The sequence below is a fragment of the Rhodanobacter aciditrophus genome, assembly GCF_042679525.1.
Lineage (GTDB): Bacteria > Pseudomonadota > Gammaproteobacteria > Pseudomonadales > Marinomonadaceae > Marinomonas > Marinomonas aciditrophus.
Window position 1 is genome coordinate 353,987 of record NZ_JBHTMN010000018.1, and the last position, 25,948, is coordinate 379,934.

The 25,948-nt window shown below is 45.8% G+C and carries 22 protein-coding genes and 2 tRNA genes; 18 read left to right on the plus strand and 6 right to left on the minus strand.

Annotated elements, in window-relative coordinates:
- Positions 1-13: 13 nt before the first annotated feature.
- The 5 genes from ACFQ45_RS16725 to folE2 all read right to left on the minus strand — a co-directional run bounded on the left by ACFQ45_RS16725 (position 14) and on the right by folE2 (position 5,189).
- The gene (locus ACFQ45_RS16725; RefSeq protein ID WP_377369754.1) at positions 14-769 is read right to left on the minus strand and encodes an ABC transporter ATP-binding protein; all 756 of its coding nucleotides are present in this window, start codon (positions 767-769) and stop codon (positions 14-16) included.
- Complete coding sequence (locus ACFQ45_RS16730) at positions 766-1,818, minus strand: FecCD family ABC transporter permease (RefSeq protein ID WP_377369756.1); 1,053 nt, start codon at positions 1,816-1,818, stop codon at positions 766-768. The genes ACFQ45_RS16725 and ACFQ45_RS16730 overlap by 4 nt, the downstream gene beginning before the upstream one ends.
- A 2-nt stretch (positions 1,819-1,820) precedes the next feature.
- Positions 1,821-2,819, minus strand: a complete 999-nt coding sequence (locus ACFQ45_RS16735; protein ID WP_377369758.1) for an ABC transporter substrate-binding protein — start codon at positions 2,817-2,819, stop codon at positions 1,821-1,823.
- 103 nt (positions 2,820-2,922) lie between these two features.
- Positions 2,923-4,284 (minus strand): dihydroorotase, encoded by a 1,362-nt coding sequence (locus ACFQ45_RS16740; RefSeq protein WP_377369760.1) that lies wholly within the window; start codon positions 4,282-4,284, stop codon positions 2,923-2,925.
- Positions 4,281-5,189 (minus strand): GTP cyclohydrolase FolE2, encoded by a 909-nt coding sequence (gene folE2 / locus ACFQ45_RS16745; RefSeq protein WP_377369762.1) that lies wholly within the window; start codon positions 5,187-5,189, stop codon positions 4,281-4,283. Before folE2 ends, ACFQ45_RS16740 begins: the two co-directional genes overlap by 4 nt.
- A 143-nt stretch (positions 5,190-5,332) precedes the next feature.
- Here folE2 and ACFQ45_RS16750 point away from each other — a divergent pair, with 143 nt between their 5' ends.
- From ACFQ45_RS16750 to ACFQ45_RS16835, 18 genes are all read left to right on the plus strand, one after another.
- On the plus strand, positions 5,333-6,061 hold the full coding sequence (locus ACFQ45_RS16750) for a PIG-L deacetylase family protein (RefSeq protein WP_377369764.1): 729 nt from the start codon (positions 5,333-5,335) through the stop codon (positions 6,059-6,061).
- 199 nt (positions 6,062-6,260) lie between these two features.
- A complete protein-coding gene (gene hutC, locus ACFQ45_RS16755) occupies positions 6,261-7,016 on the plus strand; it encodes a histidine utilization repressor (RefSeq protein ID WP_377369766.1) in 756 nt (251 codons plus the stop codon).
- Between the two features lie 311 nt (positions 7,017-7,327).
- On the plus strand, positions 7,328-9,025 hold the full coding sequence (gene hutU / locus ACFQ45_RS16760) for a urocanate hydratase (RefSeq protein WP_377369767.1): 1,698 nt from the start codon (positions 7,328-7,330) through the stop codon (positions 9,023-9,025).
- 102 nt (positions 9,026-9,127) lie between these two features.
- Positions 9,128-10,666 carry a histidine ammonia-lyase gene (gene hutH, locus ACFQ45_RS16765; protein ID WP_377369769.1) on the plus strand — a complete coding sequence of 513 codons (1,539 nt, stop codon included), beginning with the start codon at positions 9,128-9,130 and terminating at the stop codon, positions 10,664-10,666.
- A 4-nt stretch (positions 10,667-10,670) separates the two neighbouring features.
- A complete protein-coding gene (gene hutI, locus ACFQ45_RS16770) occupies positions 10,671-11,897 on the plus strand; it encodes an imidazolonepropionase (protein WP_377369771.1) in 1,227 nt (408 codons plus the stop codon).
- A complete protein-coding gene (gene hutG / locus ACFQ45_RS16775) occupies positions 11,894-12,706 on the plus strand; it encodes an N-formylglutamate deformylase (RefSeq protein ID WP_377369773.1) in 813 nt (270 codons plus the stop codon). The genes hutI and hutG overlap by 4 nt, the downstream gene beginning before the upstream one ends.
- A gap of 266 nt (positions 12,707-12,972) precedes the next feature.
- Positions 12,973-13,049, plus strand: a tRNA-Asp gene (locus ACFQ45_RS16780).
- Between the two features lie 39 nt (positions 13,050-13,088).
- Positions 13,089-13,164: transfer RNA gene (locus tag ACFQ45_RS16785), tRNA-Val, on the plus strand.
- A gap of 490 nt (positions 13,165-13,654) precedes the next feature.
- Positions 13,655-14,680, plus strand: coding sequence for a helix-turn-helix transcriptional regulator (locus ACFQ45_RS16790; protein ID WP_377369775.1), 1,026 nt, complete (start codon positions 13,655-13,657; stop codon positions 14,678-14,680).
- 153 nt (positions 14,681-14,833) lie between these two features.
- Positions 14,834-15,658, plus strand: coding sequence for a hypothetical protein (locus ACFQ45_RS16795; RefSeq protein ID WP_377369777.1), 825 nt, complete (start codon positions 14,834-14,836; stop codon positions 15,656-15,658).
- Positions 15,655-20,922: a hypothetical protein gene (locus ACFQ45_RS16800; RefSeq protein WP_377369779.1), complete on the plus strand. Its 5,268-nt coding sequence runs from the start codon at positions 15,655-15,657 to the stop codon at positions 20,920-20,922. The genes ACFQ45_RS16795 and ACFQ45_RS16800 overlap by 4 nt, the downstream gene beginning before the upstream one ends.
- A gap of 107 nt (positions 20,923-21,029) precedes the next feature.
- Positions 21,030-21,593, plus strand: coding sequence for a helix-turn-helix transcriptional regulator (locus ACFQ45_RS16805; RefSeq protein ID WP_377369781.1), 564 nt, complete (start codon positions 21,030-21,032; stop codon positions 21,591-21,593).
- A gap of 33 nt (positions 21,594-21,626) precedes the next feature.
- On the plus strand, positions 21,627-22,031 hold the full coding sequence (locus tag ACFQ45_RS16810; protein ID WP_452600507.1) for a helix-turn-helix transcriptional regulator: 405 nt from the start codon (positions 21,627-21,629) through the stop codon (positions 22,029-22,031).
- Positions 22,032-22,082: 51 nt separating this feature from the next.
- A complete protein-coding gene (locus ACFQ45_RS16815) occupies positions 22,083-22,673 on the plus strand; it encodes a class I SAM-dependent methyltransferase (protein ID WP_377369783.1) in 591 nt (196 codons plus the stop codon).
- 7 nt (positions 22,674-22,680) lie between these two features.
- On the plus strand, positions 22,681-23,691 hold the full coding sequence (locus ACFQ45_RS16820; RefSeq protein ID WP_377369785.1) for an HNH endonuclease: 1,011 nt from the start codon (positions 22,681-22,683) through the stop codon (positions 23,689-23,691).
- Between the two features lie 442 nt (positions 23,692-24,133).
- Complete coding sequence (gene tnpA, locus ACFQ45_RS16825; RefSeq protein WP_377369787.1) at positions 24,134-24,439, plus strand: IS66 family insertion sequence element accessory protein TnpA; 306 nt, start codon at positions 24,134-24,136, stop codon at positions 24,437-24,439.
- Positions 24,436-24,804, plus strand: a complete 369-nt coding sequence (tnpB, locus tag ACFQ45_RS16830) for an IS66 family insertion sequence element accessory protein TnpB (protein WP_377369789.1) — start codon at positions 24,436-24,438, stop codon at positions 24,802-24,804. The genes tnpA and tnpB overlap by 4 nt, the downstream gene beginning before the upstream one ends.
- An 11-nt stretch (positions 24,805-24,815) precedes the next feature.
- Positions 24,816-25,334, plus strand: a complete 519-nt coding sequence (locus tag ACFQ45_RS16835) for a type II toxin-antitoxin system HipA family toxin (protein ID WP_377369998.1) — start codon at positions 24,816-24,818, stop codon at positions 25,332-25,334.
- A gap of 298 nt (positions 25,335-25,632) precedes the next feature.
- Here ACFQ45_RS16835 and ACFQ45_RS16845 read toward each other — a convergent pair whose 3' ends face one another.
- Positions 25,633-25,923 carry a helix-turn-helix domain-containing protein gene (locus ACFQ45_RS16845; RefSeq protein WP_377369791.1) on the minus strand — a complete coding sequence of 97 codons (291 nt, stop codon included), beginning with the start codon at positions 25,921-25,923 and terminating at the stop codon, positions 25,633-25,635.
- Positions 25,924-25,948: the final 25 nt, after the last annotated feature.

Here is a 25,948-nt window from a genome sequence, read left to right on the forward strand (position 1 = left end):
TTTTTTAACCTATTTAAGACAATAATTGAATATGAGGTGGATGCCCCTCGGAGCGGATAATTCGAGATCGCACTTCGAATACATCTTGGATAAAGGCTTCGCTGATGAGCTCATCCGGTGTGCCTTGAGCAACGAGGCAGCCTTCTTTCATGGCAATAATACGATCAAAGCGCATGGCGTGGTTCAGATCATGGACCGCCACTAATAGGGTTCGCTCGATGTGCTCAATCAAGCCTAAAACCACCAACTGCTGTTTAATGTCCAAATGGTTAGTGGGTTCATCCATGACGATAAAAGGTGTGCTCTGGGCCAAAGCTCTGGCAATGTGCAAGCGTTGTTGCTCTCCGCCAGATAAAGTGTGCCAATACTGGGAGCGCTTATGGCGCATTCCTACTTGTTTGAGGGCTTTATCAACATGGGCTTGGTGGTTGTCGCCCCATCTCTCAAAGGCTCTGATCCAAGGGGTTCGGCCTAAGGCGACGGCATCCTCTGCTTTGACTAATTCTTCTGTGCTGGATTTTTGTTGTACATAAGCTAAGCGCTGAGCCAAGCTGCGTCTGGGGTAGGCGTGCACTGCTTTATCATCCAGTAAAATCTCCCCGGAACTGGGTTTGTTTAAACCGCAAATCAACCGCAAAAGCGTAGACTTACCACAGCCGTTGGGGCCGATTAAAGCCACTCGTTCACCCGTTTTTAGATGGAAAGAGACATCCTTAATAAGGGATTTCTTACCCACATGGAAATGGGCATTGGTCACCGTTAGGTTCATTGTTTTTGCCCTCGAATAAGAATCAAAGCGAAGCAGGGAGCGCCGATTAATGCGGTCACAACCCCTATCGGAAGCACCTGACCCGGGATAACAATTCGAGAACCAATATCACAGAAAATCATAAACAGGGCGCCGATGATGGCGCAGGCTGGTACCAATATTAGATGTGAGGTGCCAAATAAGAAACGGGCCGCATGGGGAATGACCAGACCCACAAAGCCAATAGCACCCACCATAGAGACCATCACAGCTGTCATCATAGCGGTGCAAAAGATTAACACCACTTGTACTCTGCGAACTGGGATACCGATGGAAGCAGCCGCATCCGTGCCAAACAGAAAGGCATCTAGCGCTCTAGCGTGCCAAATAACAATGGCAAAACCGGTGATCAAAACAGGGAACGCAAGGGTGACTACAGGCCACCTAGCACCTGATAGGTTGCCCAAAAGCCAGAACATAATGCCTCGTGCCTGCTCCGCATTTGCAGACTTGGCGATGACAAAGGCCGTCATGGCGTTAAACAACTGTGAGCCAGCAATACCTGCCAAAATAATATGTGTTGAAATCTGTCCCATACGCCGGCGTGATGCTAATAGAGATAACAGAACCACGAAGCCAAACGCCAGAATCGCACCCAAAAGTGCACCGAGAGACATGCTGATGACCCCAATGCCAACGCCAGCAATGGTCACTACCACAGCTCCGGTAGAGGCGCCGGCGGATATGCCAAGTAGGTAAGGATCGGCAAGGGCGTTGCGTAGCAGAGATTGTAAAACTAACCCAGTTAGGGCAAGACCAGCACCACAGCAAGCTGCTACAAGTGTGCGAGTCAGGCGATAGTTCCAGATCACGCCTTGATCAATTGGGTGGATAGGATAATCCATTTGCAGCATACCATTGCCCACTGCTTGGATAACCGTGGTGAAAGGGATATTGGTTTCACCTATGACTACTCCCGCGGTGATCGCGCACAACAGCATGGCGAGACTGACAGATATAAACAGCAGAGGGTGATGAAACATCACCCTGGTAATAAAGCGAACTGGCATGATTAAAGCTGTTCAATCCCTTTAGTGAGTTTTTCGAGCCCATCGATTATGCGAATTGTCGCATCCATTTCTAAGGCATCCATAATCACTATGTGGTTGTTTTTTACGGCATCCATTTCTTTGGTCACTGGGTCGCTGCGCAAAAACTCAAGTTTTTTTTCAACATCGTCAGCGGGGAAACGGCGGCGGTTCATTTCAGCGAGGACTAGAATATCTGGATTAGCTTTGGCAATGGTTTCCCAGCCCACTGTAGGCCATTCTTCATCGGACTGGACGATGTTTTCTAAGCCTAGGATTTTCATCTGGTAGCCTGCTGCGCCTTTTTGCCCAGCAACGTATGGGTCTATGTCCATGGCAGCACTGGAAAACCAATAGAGGGCGGTTTTACCTTGACTGCCTGCAGCTTTCGCTCGCGCAATGGCGTCGGATTCACGATCTTGAAGTGATGCAACTAACCCATCACCTCGTTCAGATACGTCAAAAATATCCGCTAACTGGTCAATAGACTTATACAAGGAAGCAGTAGAGAACTGATCTAATCGGGTACCATCCAGCCCGACAGAGTTATCCTTAGCGTCGCAATCCGTCGGTAGAATGTAGGTTGGCACATTCACATCGTGGAACATTTCTCGCGTGGCAACAATGCCCTGTGGACCCACGTGCCATTCATACTGCACGGTGACGAGTTCTGGTCGTTTCGCTAGTACCGACTCAAAGCTTGGGTCATTATCTGCTAGGCGTGGAATGTTGGCATTAATGTCTTGGTATTTAGGCTGGACTTCGTTAAACCAAACCGAGGTGCCTTTGACCTTGTCTTCCAACTTTAGGGCGTAGAGTATTTCTGTTGCGGCTTGGCCAATGGTCACCGTGCTGGCTGGAGCTTGCTGATAAGTGTGTGTATAGCCGCAGTTTTCAATGGTGAGCGGGTAATCAGTGGCCGACACATTGGTGGTAACGAGTAATGCGGCGCTAAGCCATGAGAGAGAAAAAAAATGTTTCATTTAACCGTTGTCCTTAGGTTTAATAATCCTAAAATCGAGGCGAATGTTAGAACGATTCTTATTTAAAGTCTCATCAAAACATTCACTTTAAAGTGAAACCTGATCACACGATCAGGTTTATATCTTGTGTCTTGAAAGAAAGTGGCATCGCCTGTGGCCGTTTTATTAACTGGCCATTTTGCATCACTACCTCCCCTGAAATAACGGTGGCAATGGGCCAGCCCGTGACGGTATCCCCGTGGTAGGGCGTCCAACCGGATTGCGAGGCAATCTGCTGGTCATCAATGGTGTGCTGTTTTTCTAGGTCTACTAATACAAAGTCTGCGTCGTAGCCAACTTGGATGCGGCCCTTGTTTTGAATGCCTAAGACTCGGCAGGGACCTTCACATACTAGGTCGACCAGTTTATCTAGAGTCAATTTGCCTAGATGGACTTGATTGAGTAGTACGGGCAGCAAGGTTTGAACCCCCGGCATGCCGCTTGGGGAAGTAGGGTAGGCTTGCTGCTTTTCATGGAGAGTATGGGGAGCATGGTCTGTGGCCATCACATCCACTGTGCCGTCATGGATGGCATCCCATATGGCATCTTGGTGATAGCGTTCGCGAATGGGGGGATTCATTTGTACTCGGGTTCCCCGCTCGATGTAGCAGGAGGGGGCGTGAAAATGCAGGTATTGCGGTAAGGTCTCTACCGTTACTTGGTGTTCGGGTAGGCGGCGCTTTTGTTCCCTTAGATAGCTCATTTCCTCTGCACTCGAAATATGCAATAGATGTAATTTTGCGCCTGTGTCTGCGGCGATAGAAACCACTTTTTGAGTGGCAATTAAGGCGCTTTCCACATCCCGCCATTCTGGGTGGGATAATACGATGCCACTGGCCTCGGCTATGTGTTTGCGTTCCTTTAATCGGGCTTCATCTTCTGCATGCACCGCAATGCGGCGTTTACAGGTCGATAGGGTGTTGCGCAGCACTTGATCATCGTCCACCAGTAGTGAGCCAAAGGAGCTCCCCATAAAGACTTTAATGCCAGCACATCCAGGGGTCGCCTCCAGTGTCGGTAGCAGTGCTGTGTTATCTGCACTGGCCCCCGCGTAGAACCCATAGTGACACCAAGCGGTTTGCTCGGCGATGGCGAGCTTTTGTTGTAGCGCCTCAACTGAGGTGGTCGGAGGCGCTGTATTGGGCATTTCAATGATGCTGGTGACGCCACCTAATACTGCTCCCCGTGTGCCAGCTTCGATGGTCTCTTTATGCTCTAGACCGGGCTCCCGAAAGTGCACTTGGGAATCAATAATACCGGGTAACAATACCTTACCTTGCCCATCCAGTACTTCTTTTGCGGTTATGTCTTCTACTTCCGTATTGATGGCGACAATTTTGCCCCTATGACAAATGATATGGGCGTTTGTAAGGCCTGTAGGGAGAAAAACGGAGACATTCTTAATCAGTAAATCCATGTTTGTCATGCTGGGGCAACCTCCTGAGGAAAAGTGGAATGGGCCACAGCATCGTGGCCGTGCAGGCTTTCGAAATGGGACACACTTAAAGATCCTTGATAGCCGTGGGCGCTTAGAACTTCCATCAGGCGGCGTGTGGCATCTTCAACAAACATTGGGTTTTGGCCATTGTTAATGGCGAACTGTTGTTCATCTTTACGCTTTACATAGGTTTGAACTGGGGTACCAAGGGTGGTTTCACAGAGGTCTATGAGTGCTTCGATTTCTAAATTGTCTTGATCTGCCACAACCGTCACCACGGCGTGACTTCTCTGGCTATGGGGAATAGCTAAGGTACCTTGCTGGTCAAGCCAAGCGGCAAGCTGCTGTTTATCCAATTTGTTGGGGGCGTAATGGAATTGATCCAGAAAGGCTTCCTTTAACGCTGATCTTGATAAAGCGGCAGAGGCAGGACAGCTGGATGAATAGGTGATGGTCACGGACAGTTCTAACTTGAACCCTTGGCTTGGATTGTAGTTGGCAGTGAGCTGGATTGGATATGAGTTCCAGCCAAATTGATCCGTATGCAGGGCATGTCGAATTCTCAGTACTTTAGACTCTAGGGTCATGTGGATATCCGATGAGGCCACCTCTCGCTGTTGCTGCAAAGCTTCAATGAGACAGGTCTTAATATTCCTTGGAGTGAGGGGCGTCTGTACTAATCCTTGGAGGGATTGGTACATGCGCGACATGTGTAAGCCTTTTTGATCGTTCACAACATTCGCTTGAATGCTAACAGAGGCGGGACAGCTAAGTGTCTGTTTGTCTATTTCAAGGAGAATCGGGATGGAAATATTAGCCATACCGACTTGATCAATAGGCAAGTGAGTGGTGCTGTTACTGGCCACATCTGGTAGTGGAGTTGGGATGGTCATAACAAGGGGTAAATCCTGATCGGGGTTACGGGTGGCTTTACTCAAAAATCGATAGGTATGGTTCTATTTTCAATGATCTTGATACTATCTGTTATGTTATAACATAACCTCAATAAATAAAAAGACTAAGGATTAAGAAGTTTATGTCCAATCCAAAAACAGCATTGGTTGTGAGTGCCCATTCCGCAGATTTTGTTTGGCGAGCTGGGGGTGCCATTGCCAGCCATGTGCAACAAGGTTGGCAAGTGAAAGTGATTTGCTTGTCCTATGGGGAGCGAGGAGAGTCCGCGAAATTGTGGCGCCAGCCTAATATGACCTTAGACAAGGTCAAAGCCGTTCGTGAAGAAGAAGCCCGTGCCGCAGGGGAGATTCTTGGTGCAGATATGGAGTTTTGGGATATTGGGGATTACCCCATGCGCATCTCAGATGACATTTTGTTCAAGCTGGTGGATGTCTATCGCCGTTTGCAGCCAGAGTTTGTATTAAGCCACTCAGAGCGAGATCCCTATAATTTTGATCATCCATTGGCCATGCGGGCAGCCCAAGAAGCACGCATCATTGCTCAGGCAGAGGGGCATAACCCTGGAGAACAGATCCTTGGTGCACCACCTGTCTACGCCTTTGAACCTCATCAAACGGAACAGTGCCATTGGGAGCCGAATACTTTCCTCGATATTACCGATGTTTGGGATACGAAGTTAAAAGCCATTCAGTGTATGGCAGGTCAGGAGCACCTTTGGGAATATTACACGCGTGTGGCCCTGCAGCGTGGTGTTCAAGCAAAGCGCAATATTGGTATTACGGCTAAGCGAACTATTCAGTACGCGGAAGGGTATATGAAGCTAACTCCTACCGTGGTGGATACCTTGTAGTGAAAGGTATGGGTTAGATTCATAAAGCGTAAAAAGCCGGTTCAAGCCTATTGAACCGGCTTTTTTTGTGAATATTTGCCTCGATTCGGTGATTGGTGTTCTCAATCTGCTAGATCGAATCAGACAAAAAACGCTATGATGAAGGGCGGTGTTCAAAGGATCACCCGTTATTGTGCTTAATTTGGGAATGGAGTGTTTTGTGTCAGATGTAATGTCGTCAGCCTTGACGGAACTTTTAGATGATTTGCCAGAAACGTCTCAACCCATCTATGCCAAGCTCAAACACGCCATTACGGTAAAAGTACGCTCTGGTGAGTGGCAAGCTAATCAGCGTGTGCCCTCAGAGGCAGAGATTGTAAAAGCCTTGTCTGTTAGTCGCATGACAGTCAACCGTGCCCTGCGTGAACTAACGGCAGAAGGATTACTGGTTCGTCATCAAGGGCTGGGTACTTTTGTGGCGGAGAAAAAATCTCACTCCGCGCTGTTTGAAGTTCACAATATTGCAGAAGAAGTCGCCGCCCGTGGCCATCAACATCGCTCTCAGCTATTAATCTTAGAGCCAGCGAAAGCCACCGTAGAAGAAGCCATGATGCTAGGGGTGAGAACCAATCACAGCATATTTCGATCCGTGGTACTGCACTATGAAAACGAGCTGCCGATCCAGATCGAAGAGCGCATCGTCAACGCAAAACTGGCACCTGACTACGCCCAGCAAGATTTCGATAAACATACCCCATATGAATACCTAACCAGCGTTGCTCCTATGACCGAAGGTGAACATCTGGTGGAGGCCGTACTGCCTACCCCTGAAGAGTGCCAGCGCTTAGCTATAGAGTCCTCGGAACCTTGTTTGCAAATTAAACGTCGGACTTGGGCAGGTGACGACATTGTCACCGCCGCCCGTTTGTTGCACCCGGGTTCCCGCTTCCAACTGTTCGGTCATTTCGGCCGCTAGTGGAGATCTGATCATCCTTGTGGGGGGTGATCGTCTGCTTATTTGATAAAACGCCGTAGTCTTTACTACGGCGTTTTTATTTGTCACTTAAAAGTCCAATCCAGTCGTTACCATACTTATCTGTCTATACAATCAAATTTCTTAAATGCGTCATTAATAACGGTTTATTCCTTTTATTTAAGCCATTCAAAAGAATTTATTAGATAAATGGCTTGCATCTTGGTGAGTTAGGTTTTATTTTAAATTTAAGTTGTATATACATTTAAAGACAAAGTAATTCTAACTAATTCTTTTTTACGTAGGTGAAGACGATGACTAAGCAAGCCCACACTCCAAATCGTTACCGTCCAGGTGTCGTGAAAGCCGCCACCGGCACACAACTCTCAGCAAAATCTTGGCTGACTGAAGCGCCTATGCGCATGTTGATGAACAACCTTGATCCAGATGTGGCGGAAAACCCTGAAGAATTGGTGGTGTATGGTGGTATTGGTCGTGCCGCCCGTGACTGGGAAAGCTATGACAAAATCGTTGAATCCCTAAAAGCTCTAGAAGAAGACGAAACCCTATTAGTGCAATCGGGCAAGCCCGTGGGCGTGTTCAAAACCCACAGCAATGCTCCCCGTGTTTTAATTGCCAACTCAAACTTAGTGCCCCATTGGGCAAACTGGGAACACTTCAACGAGTTAGATGCCAAAGGTCTGGCCATGTACGGTCAAATGACCGCGGGGTCTTGGATCTACATTGGTAGCCAAGGTATCGTGCAAGGAACCTACGAGACCTTCGTGGAAGCAGGTCGCCAACATTATGATGGCAAACTAACGGGTCGTTGGGTGCTTACCGCAGGTCTAGGTGGTATGGGCGGTGCTCAACCATTGGCAGCCACTCTTGCGGGGGCCTGTTCTTTAAACATCGAATGTCAGCAAAGTCGTATCGATTTCCGTTTGCGTACCCGTTATGTGGATGAGCAAGCCACAGACCTTGATGATGCCATGGAGCGAATTAAGAAATACACCGCGGAAGGCAAAGCTGTTTCGATCGCATTGTGTGGCAATGCCGCCGAAATTCTTCCTGAAATGGTCAAACGTGGCATTCGTCCAGACATGGTGACTGATCAAACCTCTGCCCATGACCCATTAAATGGTTACTTGCCCCTTGGTATGAGTTGGGAAGAGTACCGGGACAAAGGGCAAACGGAGCCCCAAGCCATTGTCAAAGCTGCGAAGCAGTCCATGGCGAAGCACGTTGAAGCCATGTTGGCGTTCCAGCAAATGGGCATTCCAACGTTTGACTATGGTAACAACATTCGACAAATGGCAATGGAAGAGGGGGTCGAAAACGCTTTTGACTTCCCAGGCTTTGTGCCTGCTTACATTCGTCCTTTGTTCTGTCGTGGTATTGGTCCATTCCGTTGGGCGGCTTTATCTGGTGATCCAGAGGACATCTACAAAACCGATGCAAAAGTGAAAGAGTTGATTCCTGATGATGAGCATTTGCACCATTGGTTAGACATGGCTCGAGAGCGTATTCAATTCCAAGGTTTGCCAGCACGTATTTTTTGGGTGGGTCTTGGTCAACGGGCCAAGCTTGGCCTAGCCTTTAATGAAATGGTGCGCAGTGGTGAATTGTCTGCCCCAATCGTGATTGGTCGTGACCACCTAGACTCGGGTTCAGTGTCCAGTCCAAACCGTGAAACGGAAGGTATGCAAGACGGCTCGGATGCGGTATCCGATTGGCCACTGCTAAACGCCTTATTGAACACTGCCTCAGGCGCAACTTGGGTCTCTCTACATCACGGTGGTGGTGTGGGTATGGGCTTCTCCCAGCACTCCGGTATGGTGATCGTGTGTGATGGAACCGATGCCGCGGCAGAGCGTATTGCTCGCGTTCTTCATAACGATCCAGCAACAGGCGTGATGCGCCATGCGGATGCGGGTTACGATATTGCTATTGATTGTGCGAAAGAGCAGGGGCTTAACTTGCCAATGATTACGGGTGGTCAAGGTAAATAACTTAAACCCCTCCCTAACCCTCCCCTTAAATAAGGGGAGGGAACTTGGGGGAGGTTGGGTGGTATCACCGCAGAACATCGCAACTTTTTAGAGAGACACATTATGTTTGAATTAGCTATTAAACCGGGGCAATTAACCCTGAATCAATTGCGTCAGATTAGCCGTCGCAAAGTAAATTTAAGCCTTGATGAGAGCGCTATTCCAGCGATCCAAGCGAGTACTCAGGTAGTGAATGATGTGATTGCTGAGAACCGCACCGTATACGGTATTAATACGGGCTTTGGCTTGTTGGCGAATACTCGCATCGCACCAGAGGACTTAGATGAGCTACAGCGTAGTATCGTGTTGTCCCATGCGGCGGGTATTGGTGAGTTAATGGATGACAAAACCGTTAAGTTGATCATGGCTCTCAAGGTAAACAGCTTAGCGCGAGGCTTCTCAGGCATTCGTTTAGAAGTCATCGAAGCACTGCTGACGCTGATTAATAAAGAAGTCTACCCATGCATTCCGAAAAAAGGCTCTGTTGGTGCGTCCGGTGACTTGGCGCCTTTAGCTCATATGAGCACGATTCTCTTGGGTGAAGGTAAAGCTCGCTTCCGTGGGGAAGTGATTTCAGGACAAGCGGCCTTATCCATTGCAGGATTGGAGCCCATTTCTTTGGCACCGAAAGAAGGTCTAGCCCTACTGAACGGTACTCAGGCATCCACTGCGTTTGCATTAGAAGGCTTGTTTGAGGCGGAGGATTTGTTTGCCTCAGCCACCGTATGCGGAGCCTTGTCCGTAGAGGCTGCATTGGGTAGCCGTAGTCCATTTGATGCTCGTATTCACGAAGTTCGCGGACATAAGACTCAAATCGATGCCGCGGCGGCATACCGTCATTTATTGGGCGAAACATCAGAGTTGGGCGACTCTCACCAAGGGTGTGAAAAAGTACAAGACCCATACTCGTTACGTTGTCAGCCACAGGTAATGGGAGCCTGTTTAGAGCAGATTCGCAGTGCTTCGAGCGTGCTGTGTGTGGAAGCCAACTCGGTTTCTGATAACCCCCTAGTGTTTGCAGAACAGGGCGATATCATCTCTGGTGGTAACTTTCACGCCGAGCCTGTGGCCATGGCGGCGGATAATTTAGCCCTGGCGATTGCTGAAATTGGCAGCTTGTCAGAACGTCGTATGGCCTTATTAATCGACAGCAACTTGAGCAAATTGCCACCTTTCTTGGTGGATAACGGCGGTGTGAACTCGGGCTTTATGATCGCGCAGGTGACGGCTGCGGCCTTGGCCAGTGAAAACAAGAGCCACGCCCATCCTGCGTCCGTGGACAGTCTACCGACATCTGCTAACCAAGAAGACCACGTGTCCATGGCAACTTATGCTGCACGTCGTCTAAAAGACATGTCAGAGAATACCCGAGGCATATTGGCCGTCGAAATTTTGTCTGCCGTGCAAGGGTTGGATTTCCGTGCGCCCCTTAAATCCACTAAGGCGTTGGAGCATGCTCGTGCGGAGTTACGTGCCCGAGTGCCGTTTTATGACAAAGACCGCTACTTTGCACCCGATATCGAAAAAGCCAATGAGCTGCTAGCAGAAGCGGTTCACAATAGCGCAATGCCTGTAGGCTTGTTGCCGAGCTTAGGAGCCTGATCTAATGACCCTTGATTCGCCGGTACAGTTTGACAGTCTCTGGCGCGGTGCACAGGTCGCGACCATGGTAAATGGTCAATATAACACCATCGAAGACGCCGCCATCGGTGTCCTAGGTGGGCGTATTGCTTGGCTTGGTAAAGCCGCGGATTTGCCTGCTTATGAGGCTCTTCGGGAGCACGACCTCGGTGGCGGTTGGGTAACGCCGGGGCTGATCGATTGCCACACGCACTTGGTGTTCGGTGGCAATCGTGCGGGAGAGTTTGAGCAGCGTTTAAACGGTGTCAGTTACCAAGAAATTGCCCAGCAGGGTGGAGGGATTGCCTTTTCCGTAAAGGCGACCCGTGAAGCCAGTGAAGCGGATCTGGTCGCCAGTGCTGCCCGTCGCTTAAAAAGCCTCATGGCGGATGGGGTCACTACGGTGGAGATCAAATCCGGCTATGGCTTGAGTCTAGAGGACGAGCTGAAAATGCTGCGGGTGGCGTCTATTTTAGAAAACCAATTTCCCGTCAGTATTAAGCGAACCTGTTTGGCTGCCCATGCCATGCCTCCCGAGTACGACGACAAAGACGCCTATATTGATTACCTGTGTGACACCGTACTGCCCAAGGTAGCGGCTTTAGGTTTGGCGGACGCGGTGGATGCGTTTTGCGAAGGCATTGCCTTCAGTACCGAGCAAGTAGAGCGCTACTTTAAAACTGCCCAAGCACTTGGGCTACCAGTGAAGATCCATGCGGAGCAGCTTTCGTCTTTAGGGGGCACTCGCATGGCAGCTTCCTTCAAAGCCCTGTCCGCTGATCACATTGAATTCATTGAAGAAGCGGATGTGAAAGCCATGGCGGAATCCGGCACGGTGGCGGTGTTACTCCCCGGGGCATTTTTCACCCTAAAAGAAACACAAAAGCCGCCTATTGATTGGTTGCGCCAATACAAGGTGCCCATGGCGATCGCGACAGATGCGAATCCGGGAACCTCTCCTGCCTTGTCATTGCGTTTGATGATGAATATGGCCTGTACTTTGTTTGGACTAACACCGGAAGAAGCCTTGGCGGGAGCGACAGTCCATGGGGCAAAAGCATTAGGAATGGAAGATTCCCATGGCACTTTAGAAGTGGGTAAAGTGGCGGATTTTGTGTGTTGGGACGTAGAAAGCCCCGGTGAACTAAGTTATTGGTTAGGTGGTCAGTTAATTAAACAACGCATTTACCAAGGGGTAGAGGAGGTCGTATGACTGCCAATGAATTAATTTTACCGGCGTTTGAGTTTAGCCAAGGACGTGTGCCCATGTTGGTGAGCATGCCCCATTCCGGTTTGGCGTTAACACCTGAAGTGCAAGCTGGCTTGACGGATCAAGCGGCCAAGTTGCCGGATACGGATTGGTACATTCCTGAATTATACGACTTCTTGCCCACATTAGGGGTAGGGATGATCAAGGCAAATTACTCCCGTTATGTGATTGATTTGAATCGTCCCTATGACGACAAGCCTTTGTACAACACTAAAACAACGGGATTGTTTCCTGACATCTTATTTGAAGACTCGCCCATTTTTAAAACTGGCCAGATGCCTTCTGATGCCCATAAGACGTTTTGTAAAGAGCATATCTGGCGGCCTTATCATGAGGCCATTGCTTCAGAATTAGCTCGCATGAAAGCGGAGTTTGGTTACGCTATTTTGTTTGATGCCCACAGTATTGCGGCTCAAGTTCCCATGCTGTTTGAAGGAACCCTGCCGAACTTTAATTGGGGAACGAACAACGGCGACGCCTGCCATGGAGCACTGACGCAAGCGGTAAGTGATGTGATTGCACCAGAGTATTCTCAGGTCACAAATGGCCGCTTCAAAGGGGGCTACATTACTCGCTATTTTGGTCAGCCAAACCAAGGCATACATGGGATTCAGCTTGAGCTGTCCCAAGCGACCTATCTTGATGATGACTTGGCAAAGCAGTCTATCTATCAGTTGGATAAGGATAAGTTGCCTAATATCAAACAGCAGCTACAAAAGGTGATCGAAGCCTGTTTGCGTACTTCTCTTTAACCCGAACAGTTCTTTAGGTCATAAAAAGCCAGCATGGTATTCATACTGGCTTTTTGTTTGTCAAAATGATGGGATTACCTAACTTTTGAGAAATCGTTAGATTCATTGCTGTAGAGTGTAAACCGAAGCGAAACGACGATTATCTGGTTGTATTTTAACCTACTGTTTATTAACGATTTATTTTTAATAAAATTGTTGCGTTCGAGAAAAGTTTCCCTATAATACGCTCCATCTTCTGACGCAGACGATTGTTTGTGTTGAGGTTAGGAGCGGTAGTTCAGTTGGTTAGAATACCTGCCTGTCACGCAGGGGGTCGCGGGTTCGAGTCCCGTCCGTTCCGCCACTTACTTTCTTCAGTAAAGTAAGTAGCCATCTTCAAGATGGGTGTGTAGCTCAGTTGGGAGAGCGTCGCCCTTACAAGGCGAATGTCGGGAGTTCGAACCTCTCCACGCCCACCACTCATAAATCTTTCTCAGTTTCCCCTAACTTCATGATTTTAAAGTTTTTTAATTAAAACTCTTTACTCGTAATTCGTAATCACATTTCCACCAAGACTTTTCACTTTTTCCGTTGTGACCCAGGTGTGACCAACCTGTGACCAAGTCAGCGATTCGCATTTTTTATGATTTGAAATATCTGCCATTTTTCTAGCGTTTTTGCATTTCGCTTTAAAACGCCACATTTTCTCTGATTTCGCTATTTCATGTACCTTGATTTACCTTATTGTGACTCTTCTTTCTCGATTATTTTTAATATGTTTGCCGTGTTAGTTGTCGTCTGTTCTAGTGTAAAAGTTTTTCTATTCGAACTGATGTGTCTCGATAGAGGGGGGGAATTGGCTTTCATTTGAGCTGTGATGCTCTTAGGTTGCGAAAAATGACAAGCTATAGGTCAACCGAGGCACTCTTTAGACTAGAATCTGCTCTGAATATACGATGAGAGTCAGAAATGGATTCTATAATTAGATATATCAGCATACTTGAGCTGATACCTATCGGGCCAGACAATGCTGTTTCAACAACAGGAATACTTAAGGCTCTACGCGAAAAAGGGTTTTCAATCTCTTCGCGCAAGCTTCAGCGCGATTTAACGAGCTTATCAATGTATTACCCAATTGAATGTAATGATAAGTCTCGACCTTACCGGTGGAGCTTTGAATTTGGGTATAAAGGTAGCTTTGTTGCTATGGATCCAGCCACTGCAGTGAATGCCATTCTTGCACATGAATACCTTGCTGGGGTTGTGCCTGCACCACTTTTGTCTCAACTTACACCGCAGCTAAATCGAGCAAGGGATTTTATGCAGTCTCACTCCGATGGTGTGTACTTGAATTGGTTGGATAAAGTTGCGGTTGTTCCCGAAGGGAAGGTGCTTAGACCAGCTGCAATCGACCCAGATTTCTGGAAGAGTGTCTGTGAGGCAATTATGTCAAACAAGGCATTAGATGTTGTGTATGAAAGCCATTCTAAAGATGAACCCCAGAAGTTCGTTCTTCATCCATACGGAGTGATGGTTCGCAAGAGCGCCACTTATATTTTGGGCTCTTACAATAATTATGATGATGTAAGGCAGTATGCTCTTCACCGGTTCACGTCCTTAAAGATATCCTCTGGGGGCTTTCGACCTCGTCCAGAATTCACCATTCAGAAATACATAGATGCTGGTGAACCGGGGGTTAAATACTCCGATGAGCCTATTCAACTAGAAGCTCTGATTAGCAAAGACTTAGCAAAAAGACTAAGCGAAACAAAATTAAGTGACTCTCAAATTATTTTGGAAACTGATGATGAGAAGTGGCGGCTCCTTAGGGCTGTCATTCCAGATGATAGGGATACAAGATCTTGGTTGCTAAGTAGGGGAGCTGAGCTCATCGTGCGAGAGCCTATTTCATTAAAAAGCTCATTGCTTGAAGAGGTTGCGTCTATAAAAGAGTTGTCAGACAGCTTGGGAGGGCTGAAAGCAAAGATGGAATAGGATTGTTACAAAATGTAATTTTTATGATGGTTATTGTGTTTGTGGTACATTCTTTGACGCACTTATTTTGATTATCATTTTTTTCTGTGTAAATTCTAATCAGGAACAACGAGTTATCGTATCTGCGGTTCTTAAATCATGATTGGAGTTTGAATGAGAGAGAGCGTTTTTGAAATCGGAATAGGGCTTCGCGGGATTGCCGTTGACGAAGAAACAAAGGCCATTCATATCACTGAATTTGCTCAGAGTGGTAACCCCTCGCTCAAAGCATTAGCGAAGCTGTTTAAAATATCTGCAAAGGTGGCGAATGCTAAAGGCTCTGCAGATAAAGCAGAAAAGAAAAAAGGCTTTAAACTGAAAGCTAAAAAATTCTCTGCTTATGCGTTACCTAATAGTATTCAAGTGCTCTATGATTTTGAGGATGATACCTCTGATTTGCTTGATTCAAGAATGGACGTATTGCGTGATGTTTTAGATCGCCAATTTGCTGGAATCGAGACCTCTGCTTTCGAACTTAATACGAAGAAGCAGCCAGTAAATCGCTCATATGAAGCATCGGGGTTTTCTAATCCAAAAGATGCGTATGAAATGATGAGGGTTTTTGACGATCTTATTGTCCGAGAGGGCCTTGATGAAGTTCCTATTAAGTTTCCAGGGCTGGATAAAACTCGAAAAATCAATTTTCAGGTTACGCCTGGCAGGCCTGAATTTGAACCAGATGATCGGGATTTGTACTGGGAACGCTATGAAATAATAGGGGGACTTAATAAAGATCGTAGTATTCTTGTTGTTTCTGAATCAGGCAAAGGCGAGAAGAAAATAGTCTTGACTGCGGAACAGTTTGCTTTTTTTTGCGATAGGTGTTTTTCATTCAGAGCTTACGAGCTTTACAATTTTACTGTCACGCAGATTAAGCCAAAGCTGTTTAAACTGCTTGATGTAAAAAGCGCTAGTGCTCAGACAGGTTTTGATATTTGAGTTTGTTGTTTGAGGGGCGTTTACAAGAACGTTGGGCAAAGGAGCGCTCGACGCTATTGTTGCGTAGTGATGGTCTAGGGCTGTTGCTTTTTAACCTTTTTAGAGCTAATGACCTCGAGCTGGATGTTCTTCACCACTATCAGCCATTACACAATGAAGAACTGTATATACTCAAAGACCGTGTTCAATATAGCTGTCATAAGAGCCTTTCACAGTATCCTTTACTTTCTCTTTTATCTTATGATGCAACGCTACATGGAGAGTCAGAGCAGCTCGTCGTTCAAAAACTGAAGTCTTCAATGTACTTTGCATTGGTCTGTGAAGATTCCACCTTCAATTTTACTTCTGTTACGGAGGCTGCTAAGGAAATTCGGCTAATATTGTCGAGCACTGCATACGTATCTAAAATTAAGTCTATCCCTAAGCATCTTTCAACGGTCGAAACATTAAGTTATCTATGCAATGAAATTACAGGACGATACACGATCTCTCAGGTCTATTTAAAAATGGTCCGTAATGGCTGGAACGTTTGTTCAAATTTCAAAGATGAACAGCCTTTAATCAAAAAACCAAGAATCCAGAAGCGACGCCCTAACCCCAAAGTTAAATCACCTATCCAAGTTGAGCCATTTCCCTTTGACGGCAACGATTTAGATATCGAAGACGTTCCCGACGTCAATGCGGTCGAGCTGGATCCTAGCGCAATTAGTCCAACAATAAGGGCAGAGCGTGAGATCTTTCGAAATCAAATTCTCACATCTAAAGAGCAATTTGGTCTTCAATATGTCACTTATCGTCTAACACCTTCAGAGCTGAGAAAAGTTATTCAGTGGATTAATAGTGCATCTCCTTCGCACGGTTCTGCACTGGCCTTTCTAACAATGCTGACCGCTTTGAAGTTACATGAGGTGCTCGGTTTACACATAGCATTGTCAGACAGTGATCAAGATGCATTTAAGCAACTAGATGATAGCTATGGTGTTATTAACCTAAAGTCAGGCGTGTATTGGCGTAAAGAGCTAGATATCAGTGATCGTTATCAGCCGACTGATTCAGATGAGCGGTGGTTAAGCCCTCATTCTAATTGGCTTAAGTTACCCATACCAAAACCGTTTCTGTGCCTGTTCAGGGCTTACTTTAATTCATTTGAGGCTGGTTTGGTTGAGCAGATATTGCCTTCAGAGGTTGTTGGGAATGCATTCGCCTTATTGACGACGGTTTGTCGTGAGATTGTTCATTCCCATGATTTTAATAGGCGCCTGACCCATAAAGCGCTTCGTTATTTGCTATATGGGTGTGTGGTATCCAAGTACGGAAGACATAAAGCTGCTCTCATGTTTGCCAATAACGAATTTGGGTTGTCAACTTGGCATTATTACATGACATCTAAAGTGTGTGATTTGCAGGCGGCGTTTATTGACACCTGTGCGCAAGAGTTGAGATTCGAATTTGAAAGCGATGTTTTCGACTCGAATCGAGACCTTGTGGTGGGAACAAGATTAGCCTTATGTAGGGAGACTTTTTCTCAGCAGTTGGCTGAGCGCGTAAGTCTTCTAAAAGCGTCGTTAGAAAAAGTATCGAAAAGTCGTTCTATAAGTACGTTACGAGAAACCTATAATCAGCTCGTTTCTTATACGGTATTAATGTTTTCCATTGTAACCAGTCACCGACGCAGTAAGAGCATGTTCATTGAGCATTACTGCTGGAATGACGATTATACGTGTGTGCTTGTGGCCGACAAAATACACTTTGGTGAAAGCGCAACGCGAATTATTCCAGTGCCTGAGCTTATGACTAGGCAGATTCTCAACACTTTGGGCTGGATTGAGAAAACTGTTAAGCGTCTTCGTTTGTTGGATACGGAAATGGCAAAGAAGCTTAGTGCATCCATTCTTCGTGATGGCAATTCCCCGTTTTTAGGTTTATGGCAAAGTGATGGCTCGTTGGACACGCCCAGTACGTCCCAGATCGAGGTATTTATGGGGGAGGGATGGAGCTTGCCACAGAATGTCATGCGCCACCTTTCGTATCATACATTATTTGGCTACAGAGAAGCTGTGCCGTACTTAGATCATCAAATGGGACATATTTCTTCTGAGATGCATTCATTTCAAAATACATCTGTGATGCTTCGAAATAGTTCCGAATTTGATACTCACCGAAATGTAATTTCTAAATGCCTTGAAGAATTGGAGTTCGAGGTGCTTGGACGAATGAGTTCTTCTAACTCTGGAAAGCGCAATAACGGTCAGTTTGTCCCCTGTTCCATAAGATCAAAAACTACTCTCAAGTCAAAGAATATAGTGCAGACGTTGCAGGCTGACTTAAGGGCTTTGATTGATAAAGCGATTAAATCAAATAAAGATTTCTACGAATTGCTGTCTGAGTTTTACTGTGATGATCCTTATCTGCATGAGCAAGTGCTGGAGTTAGTTAATAAAGCAGGTAGCAACAGCTCTGATAGTCAGGAAGTGGTCAGTATTGATGATTTAAAGTCAGCGTTGGTAGGTAGTTTCAAGAAGCCTCCCGTTACTACCGCAATTTTGCCATATAACGCTATGCTTTCAGAGCGGCATTACCACGACTTAACAGCCTTGTTTTATGAGTTCGTGCAAACGCTGTTAGCACATCAAAAGAAAGTGTCTAAAGAGACATTGGGCAGTGCGTTACTCTTTTCTATGGTGCTTGATGGTACGGGGGATCTATCTCCTCAGACATTAAAGAAACAAGTGGCGATTAACTCTGCCCAATATATTAACGGTTACATGAATGCTGAAATGGATGATGGCGGTACAACTTTTTTCGGTGGTTTGTCTGCGATTCTTTTGGCTATGCTGGTTAAAAGGGAAGACTCTCAAACGATTACATTGAATCCGAAAGGCCTGGCGGCGTTGATGAGTGGTCAGTGTCAGGAAGACAAAGTAGATAAATCAATAGCGAATAGCTATAAAAAGTTTTCTGCGTGGTTCGCGAGAGTGCATAACAAGGCAATGACGTTCAGTATGCTTTTTAGACTTATTGAACATGCACCTAGGCGATTTGAATCTGGGAGTCTATACGGTCTACGTCAAGGCACGTTACGGGTGAAAGGGTTATCAAATCATACGCTCATACGTATGCTAGATCGTAAGCATCGTTATGTTATGCCTTCTAATACAGAGACGGCAATGCAGATTGTTCCTGAACGCACATTCTTCAAAAAATCACGGCACTCGAATGAGTACTACAAAAAGTTTATGGCGGATTTTCGTCAGAAGTTTGAGCGTTACTCTGGAACATCAAATGAAAAAATTGTTAGGTTTTGGCAGGATCTAATCGCCAATGAAAGCGCAAAGAAGCTCGCTGATTTAGTAAAAGCATCTCACGAACTACCTGAAATTCTGTTGCTGATCCTTACTTGGCTGTATAGGGCGTCAGGCAGAAAAGGGCAGCGAGCGGGCGGTTTGGCCCCTTCGTCGATTCAGACCTATTTTTCTAAAATAGCGCCAAGCTTGTGTGAGTTTGCTGCGAACGAATCATTGACGACATTTGATTACGAAGATTTCTTGGATCTTTATCAGGATGTCATTGATTCGGGAGATGCGTCTAGCCGCTCAGAAAGGGCTAAGATATTGGCTGATTTCCATACTCAAATTCATGAGGTTTTTGGTGTTGTTCATTTGGACTTTCGAGATCTGGATGTAGGAAGTCATGAAACAAGAACGACGGGAAGAGTGGTCATGCCTTGGGAGTATGAGCAAGCCCTGACCATGTTGTTGACTGACAAAGATGCTAATTTGCATGAGCAGTATATTAATGCAGCAATATTAATATTCTGTTGCCGTTTGGGCCTTAGGCGGCAAGAAGTGAGGCGCTTAAAGTTGAGAGATTTCTCGCTTGAAGATCAGGTGCTCCACATAAGGACTCATCGTATTTCAAACGAAACGGTTCGAGTTAAGTCAAAAAGCGGCAATCGTCGCGTTCCTTACTTTTTGTTCCTTAATGACACAGAAATGCGGTTACTTAGTTGGTGCATGGAGCAGGCGGAAGCTCAGAATAAACAATCCACACCATTATTTTTTGACTCGATGAATCCGAGCGAAATTCGCTATATGGATAGCCACTTTAGCCGAGTTATTGAGGCGTTGAAGCTTATTACTGGTGACCCAAGCATGCGTCTTCATGATGGGCGTCATACTTTTATCAGCTTTACTGCTACGTCCCTTGTTCTCGAAGATCAACAGAAGGACCCAATATCTAAAGTTGTTAAAGAATGGATGCGAGTTGATTCGTTTACAGACTTTCGAGATCGTTTTGCTGATACATGTGTGGCGGCGCCGTCGACACGTCATGCTTTACTCCCTGCATTGGCTCTTATGGTGGGGCATTCTAATGCGACCACTACGTTGTCCTCATACACACACTTAATGGAGTATTGGCGTTTGTTATCAGTTGAGGCTGAATTTAAAAAGATCAAAAACCTGGATGGAGTTTTATCAGAATTATCTTCAATACCACGTAAGCGACTCACCGAAATGAAAAGCGAATGGGGTTTGTCCGCAAGCTTTGCTGTATTAAAGAGACTAAAAAAGAACATGTTGCCCGAGGTCATTGGTTACCAAGTCGAAGACAGTGATGTTGCGCCTCGTCTAAGTTTGAAAGAGAAAGACAATATCACTCCAGTTATCAGCGAAATTCAAAAGATTGAAAAAGCTCTTCGCTACCATGAAGACATAGAAAAGCAGCTTTGTATTGATTCAGATTCCACACCTATATCGCCTTCAAGCGTCCAATATGGGCTGACACAGTCTTATGTGGAGAGTGTTAGAAATGTATACCAGGCTGTTCTCTCTAACCATGTTTCCTACAGGGCTTATAAGATTCCTTCTAATGAGCAAGGGGTAGCGTTCATTGGACAGCCTCGTCTATATGAAGCAAGAAACTATTTCAAAGAATCGGCTTTCTATAGTCTGCTCGCACACTTGATAAAATGCAGAGAATCCAATGAGGAAGCATTTATGGCGCTAGCACAGCAATGGGCGCATGGATGGTACGACGCAAAGAAGAAGCTTTATATCGCATCAAATCAAGTGCAAGAGGCCAAATCTGCATTTGCAAATTGTCTACTCGCATTTGAGACAGGCAAAGAAGGGATTAATAGACGCTCAGGAGGAGTGGTTCGTGATTCGTTACCGGTTGAGCAACTGAGTATTAAGAGGGCTCCCATATCCATTCCGCAATTTAGTCATGCGTTGTTCTTGTTAACGCTACAGCGTAAATTATGAATTGTAGGTGTTTGGCGTAGAGGTTGTGTTTCAAATCAGGTAATGTAAGCCTTCAGTAAAGAAGCTATCAGTCTGAAGATTAACGGATTTTTGAATAAGGATCATTCATGGGTGCTAAGCACGACACCTTATTTCGCACGCTCTCGATGCTGCAAATCATTCCAAAAGAGCCTGGTTACAAAGCCACCTCAACAATTCATGCCGCATTAGAAGAAAAAGGTTTTCAGGTGTCTTTGCGGACCGTTCAGCGTGATCTGAATGCGATGGAATCACACTTGCCTTTGATATGCCTTGAAGGCGATGGAGAGCGTCGCTGGAGTCTGTCGGCAAGTTTTAATGATTCTAAATTGGGATTGGATACACCTACCGCGCTGACTTTAGTGTTGGCTCACGAATATCTTTCTGACCTATTGCCTCAAATCGCCGTTGATCAGATCTCGTCTCAATTCAAAGCGGCGCAGCAGTATCTGAATGCTTTACCTTCCAATCATTATTCCGGTTGGGCCAACCGTGTCAAAGCGATACCCAATGGTAAAACCCTAATACCAGCACAAATCAAAGCGGGCATTTGGGAAGCGGTATCGGAGGCAGCGCTAGAAGAATATGCCATTGAAGTGACGTATCTAAGCCGAAAGCATAATGAGCCCAAAAGCTACACACTTCACCCATAAGCCAGCGTTGTTCGCCATAGCGTCAGCTACCTTTTGGCAACCGTAAAAGACTACGACGACATACTCCAATTTGCGTTACATAGAATTCAAACTGTTGAGCGTTCGGATAAACAGTTCCGACCGCTTAAAGGGTTTGATCTAACCGAATACATCGAACAGGGCGGCTTTAGCTATCGCCAATCCTCAGGGCTAGTTGTGCTTAAAGCGCGGGTGAAAGCTGAGATCGCTTGGCTGCTGTCCGAAACGCCTTTAAGCGAAGATCAAGAATTAAAGCCGGACGACGAAGGCTGGTTTCAACTGACTGCCACGGTACCAAATGACCAAGAAACACTATGGTGGATACAAGGTTATGGCTCAGCGATTGATGTGCATGAACCACAAAAATGGCGCGAGCATATTCATCAACAGGCGAGGGAAGTGTTGGGGCTGACGTCTTGATAGATAGTCGTCATTTTAAGTTTTATCATTCTTTTTTGGCTAAGGTGCAACATGGATTTGAAAGCTAACACGACCTTGTATTACAACACGTACGCTGAAGATTTTGCACAGAGTACATTGTCAGTCGATATGTCTGATTTGTATCAGCGTTTTCTCCCTCTTATTTCTCCAAGCGGTCATCTTCTCGATGCGGGTTGTGGCAGTGGTCGCGACGCGAAATATTTTCAATCACTAGGGTATGAAGTATCGGCTTTTGATGCGAGCTCTGAACTTGCTCAGATGGCATCGAATTATCTGAATATCAACGTCGATGTGCTCACCTTTCAAACATTTAATGAGTCCGATATGTATGATGGCATCTGGTGCTGTGCGAGTTTATTGCATGTCCCCAAAGTTGAGCTTATGGATGCGATTTCTCGATTACGTAGGGCGCTCAAACAGCATGGCGTTTTGTATATGTCGTTCAAGTATGGTGATGAAGAGCGTATCAAAGAAGGGCGCTTTTTTTGTGACCAAAATGAACAAACGATCAACCAGTATTTGGCAGGCTTCGACGTCAAAGATATGTGGATCACAGGTGATCAGAGAGAAGGTCGCTCGTCCGAACTGTGGCTCAATGTAATCGTTGAGAAACAAGAGTAGCCTATCGATGAAAACGGCCATCGAGTTTATTGCTTACATTCAACGGATGTTGGTAGAAGGCGATTTTACCGCGACGTACAAGTATGCGTTACTACATGCGATTGCGGATGTATGTGTGGAAAGTTCCAGTGTGACCGGCAACAGTAAACTCCCTATCCAGTTAGATGTTTTAGCGGACAAAATGCTTCGTTTGTATTGGAATCAGGCCCGACCGTTTGGTGGTTCTAGCCAAACAATGCAATTGCATCAAAACAGTGATTCTCAAAAGCAAATCGCTATTATCACGGCGGTGCAAAGCATCCAGCAAACAGGTTTGTACAACATCAATCAGCTATATAAAAGCCCACACTATAAAACTGTGCATAGAGTAGCCAAGACAGCCCTCAAAAATGGTCCGTTGTGGCGCTTGCAGATTTTGGCAAAAAAAGAAGAATGCTTTTTATATCCGCATGATAAAAGCCAGAACCATATCGAGTTGAATGCTGGCATCGCGGGCTATTTTCGTGAGTTTTATCACCTGATCACCTATCTTGCACGGGCCGCTTGGATCGACAAAATCATTTCTTTTAAGCACAACCAATACCTCGTGGGTGCACAAGCGAACTTACCGGAATTTCTGTTTGGCCAAGACCGTAAGGCCTTAGCCTATGCCAAGCCACTACTTCAAGAGATACAGAAAAATACCTGCTTCTACTGTGGCAAAAAGCTCGACCAACATGCCGAAGTGGATCACTTTATCCCATTTGCCAAATACGCATTCGACCTTGGCCACAACTTTGTGTTGGCGGATCGTACCTGCAACAACAGTAAACGAGATTACCTCGCCAGTTATGAACACAAATATAAATGGGAGGAAAACAACCTTGCCAACCACGCCAACATGATCTTTGAGGAACTTGCCAGCTACGTTGAATGCGATAAAGATAAATCCATGGCTGTAGCGGATTGGGCGTATCAGATAGCACGTAATAGTGCTGCAAATTTATGGCATAGCAAGAGCGAGTTTAGATTGGCGTAAGACGTTGTAGAGGAGTTTTGTAAACTTAACCCTCTAGTCTTCAATTATGAAGTGAGTTTCAGAGGCTTTAAAGAATATAGTTGATGTAAAAAGCTACAATCCAACATTTTTTGGTGGTGTTATTTAATTAAGCTAATGATTTGTACCTTTTAAATTTCTATTTCTAGTAGAAATAGTGGTAATAATATTTTTTCAATGAGCAAGATGTACAAAATAGTTAGATGAATTTTGGGGGAGATCGAATAAAACATGGAATGGGGATTATTGGGGCCAGATAAAATAGAGTCTCAAAGACGAAGACGAACACTAGGTCTGAATCCAGTTGCTCGTGAATTTGATAACTTTGCTGTGCGTAAGCGTCACTAAATCCGCCTCTAGCCTTCGTACTTAGTCCCTTACACACTGTGCTTCGTCCCAATAAATAATCGACGAGGTAATCAACATGAGCACAAACACTGCATTAAACCAAGCTTGGGCTGCCCATATCGAAAAGTGGCGGTCATCTGGATTATCCGCCAAAACGTTCTGTGAACAAGAAGGCTTGGTGTATCACCAGTTCGGCTATTGGCGGCAGAAATTTTCTCCTGCCGGTGACTCGCCAAACGGATCGAAATTAGTATCGGTAGTACTGGCACCGCCTTCCAAGCAGGCTAGTGATTTAGAAATCAAGCTCCCCAATGGTGTGCTCATACGTGGCATTGATTCGGATAATATTTCATTAGTGGCTCGCTTCGTCGCTGCTTTATGAAACCCCGTTATCTGCGTCCTGCTTTAAATCTACCCCAGATATTTTTGTACCGAGACCCTGTGGATTTTAGAAAGCAGGCTCATGGGTTAGCGGTGTTGATTGAACAAGAACTTGGACATAACCCATTTTCTGGGGCCTTGTATGCCTTTACTAATCGGCATCGTAATAAGATCAAGTGCGTGATGTGGGAAGACAATGGCTTCGTGCTTTATTACAAAGGTTTGGCAGAAGAAAAGTTTAAATGGCCCAAAGCATCGGATGAGTTGCTATCTCTCACCGGCGAACAGATTAACTGGCTGTTAGATGGCTACGATCTTGGCTTAATGAAAGGCCATAAAACCTTGCACTATGAGGCCCTCTGCTGAGGATTTATCATATTTTTTTAACAAAAAGGTTCGACCGTACCGAAACAGGGAAGCGGTTACACTTCAGCTCTGCGATGACTCAACTAGAGTACTTTGATGGCCAGGATGAAGGGGCAAGTTACTTAGAGTTGGCTGAGTTTTTGATCCAACACGGCTCGAATACTCAGGCAGATCTTGAACAACTTTGGACCAGAATACTGTTTAATATTATGGTATCTAATTGTGATGATCATCTTAGAAATCATGGATTCATTCTGGAGCCCTCTGGTTGGCGGCTATCTCCTGCTTACGATATCAATCCTATGTTATACGCTACTGGTCTACACCTTAATATTGATGACGTAAGCAACGCGCTTTCGATTGACTTAGCATTTGACGTTGCAGCGTATTTTCACGTTACTGAAAGTAAAGCCAAGGCCATCCACCAAAGATTGTTAAAAGCCGTTTCTCAATGGGAAGCCCTTGCTCAACAAGCGGGCATCAGCAAAGAAGAAAGGGAGCTATTGAGGGACTGCTTTATACTCGCATAAAAGTGTGCAATGCGAGTTGAGTACTCCTCTATACGTTTTACCGAACGGGGAAATTCAGCAGTTATAGGTCTACACAAAGTGACTTCACAGGTAACAGTTTGTAGACCTTGATGCGGCGCTTTAGGTGCGGCTTGAACTTGCGTATTCGGTTGCAAGGTAAAAAGCGATAAATTACCAAACTGCTGCAAATAGCCGTCTGCATACTGGAAAAAACACCTTGCCGATTCTGCGCCAGACCCCTACAGCAACCTGCTCACCTGAGCTTAAGGTGCGAGTTACGGCGAGTTTTTGAATGGGTTTAAAACTCATCTTTTAGCACCTCATCAATACTCATGGGCATAGCAGCGCGTTCTTTGCTAGGTTGTGTGAGCTGATAAAGTCTATCTAGCGAATCAAGGGTTTGCCATAGCAAAAGCAATTGGCGAAATGAAATTTGCGCGGTCAGCTCAGATTTCTTAATGGTGGCCGCAGGTACGCAGCTTCGCTCAGCAAGCGCCGCTCGTGACAGTTTTGCCTGCTTGCGTAACTCACGTAAATAAGCCACATAAGCTTGGCTTACATCGGTATCATCAAGTAAGGTAAAATTCATCCGAAAAGACCAAGTGGTGGACAGC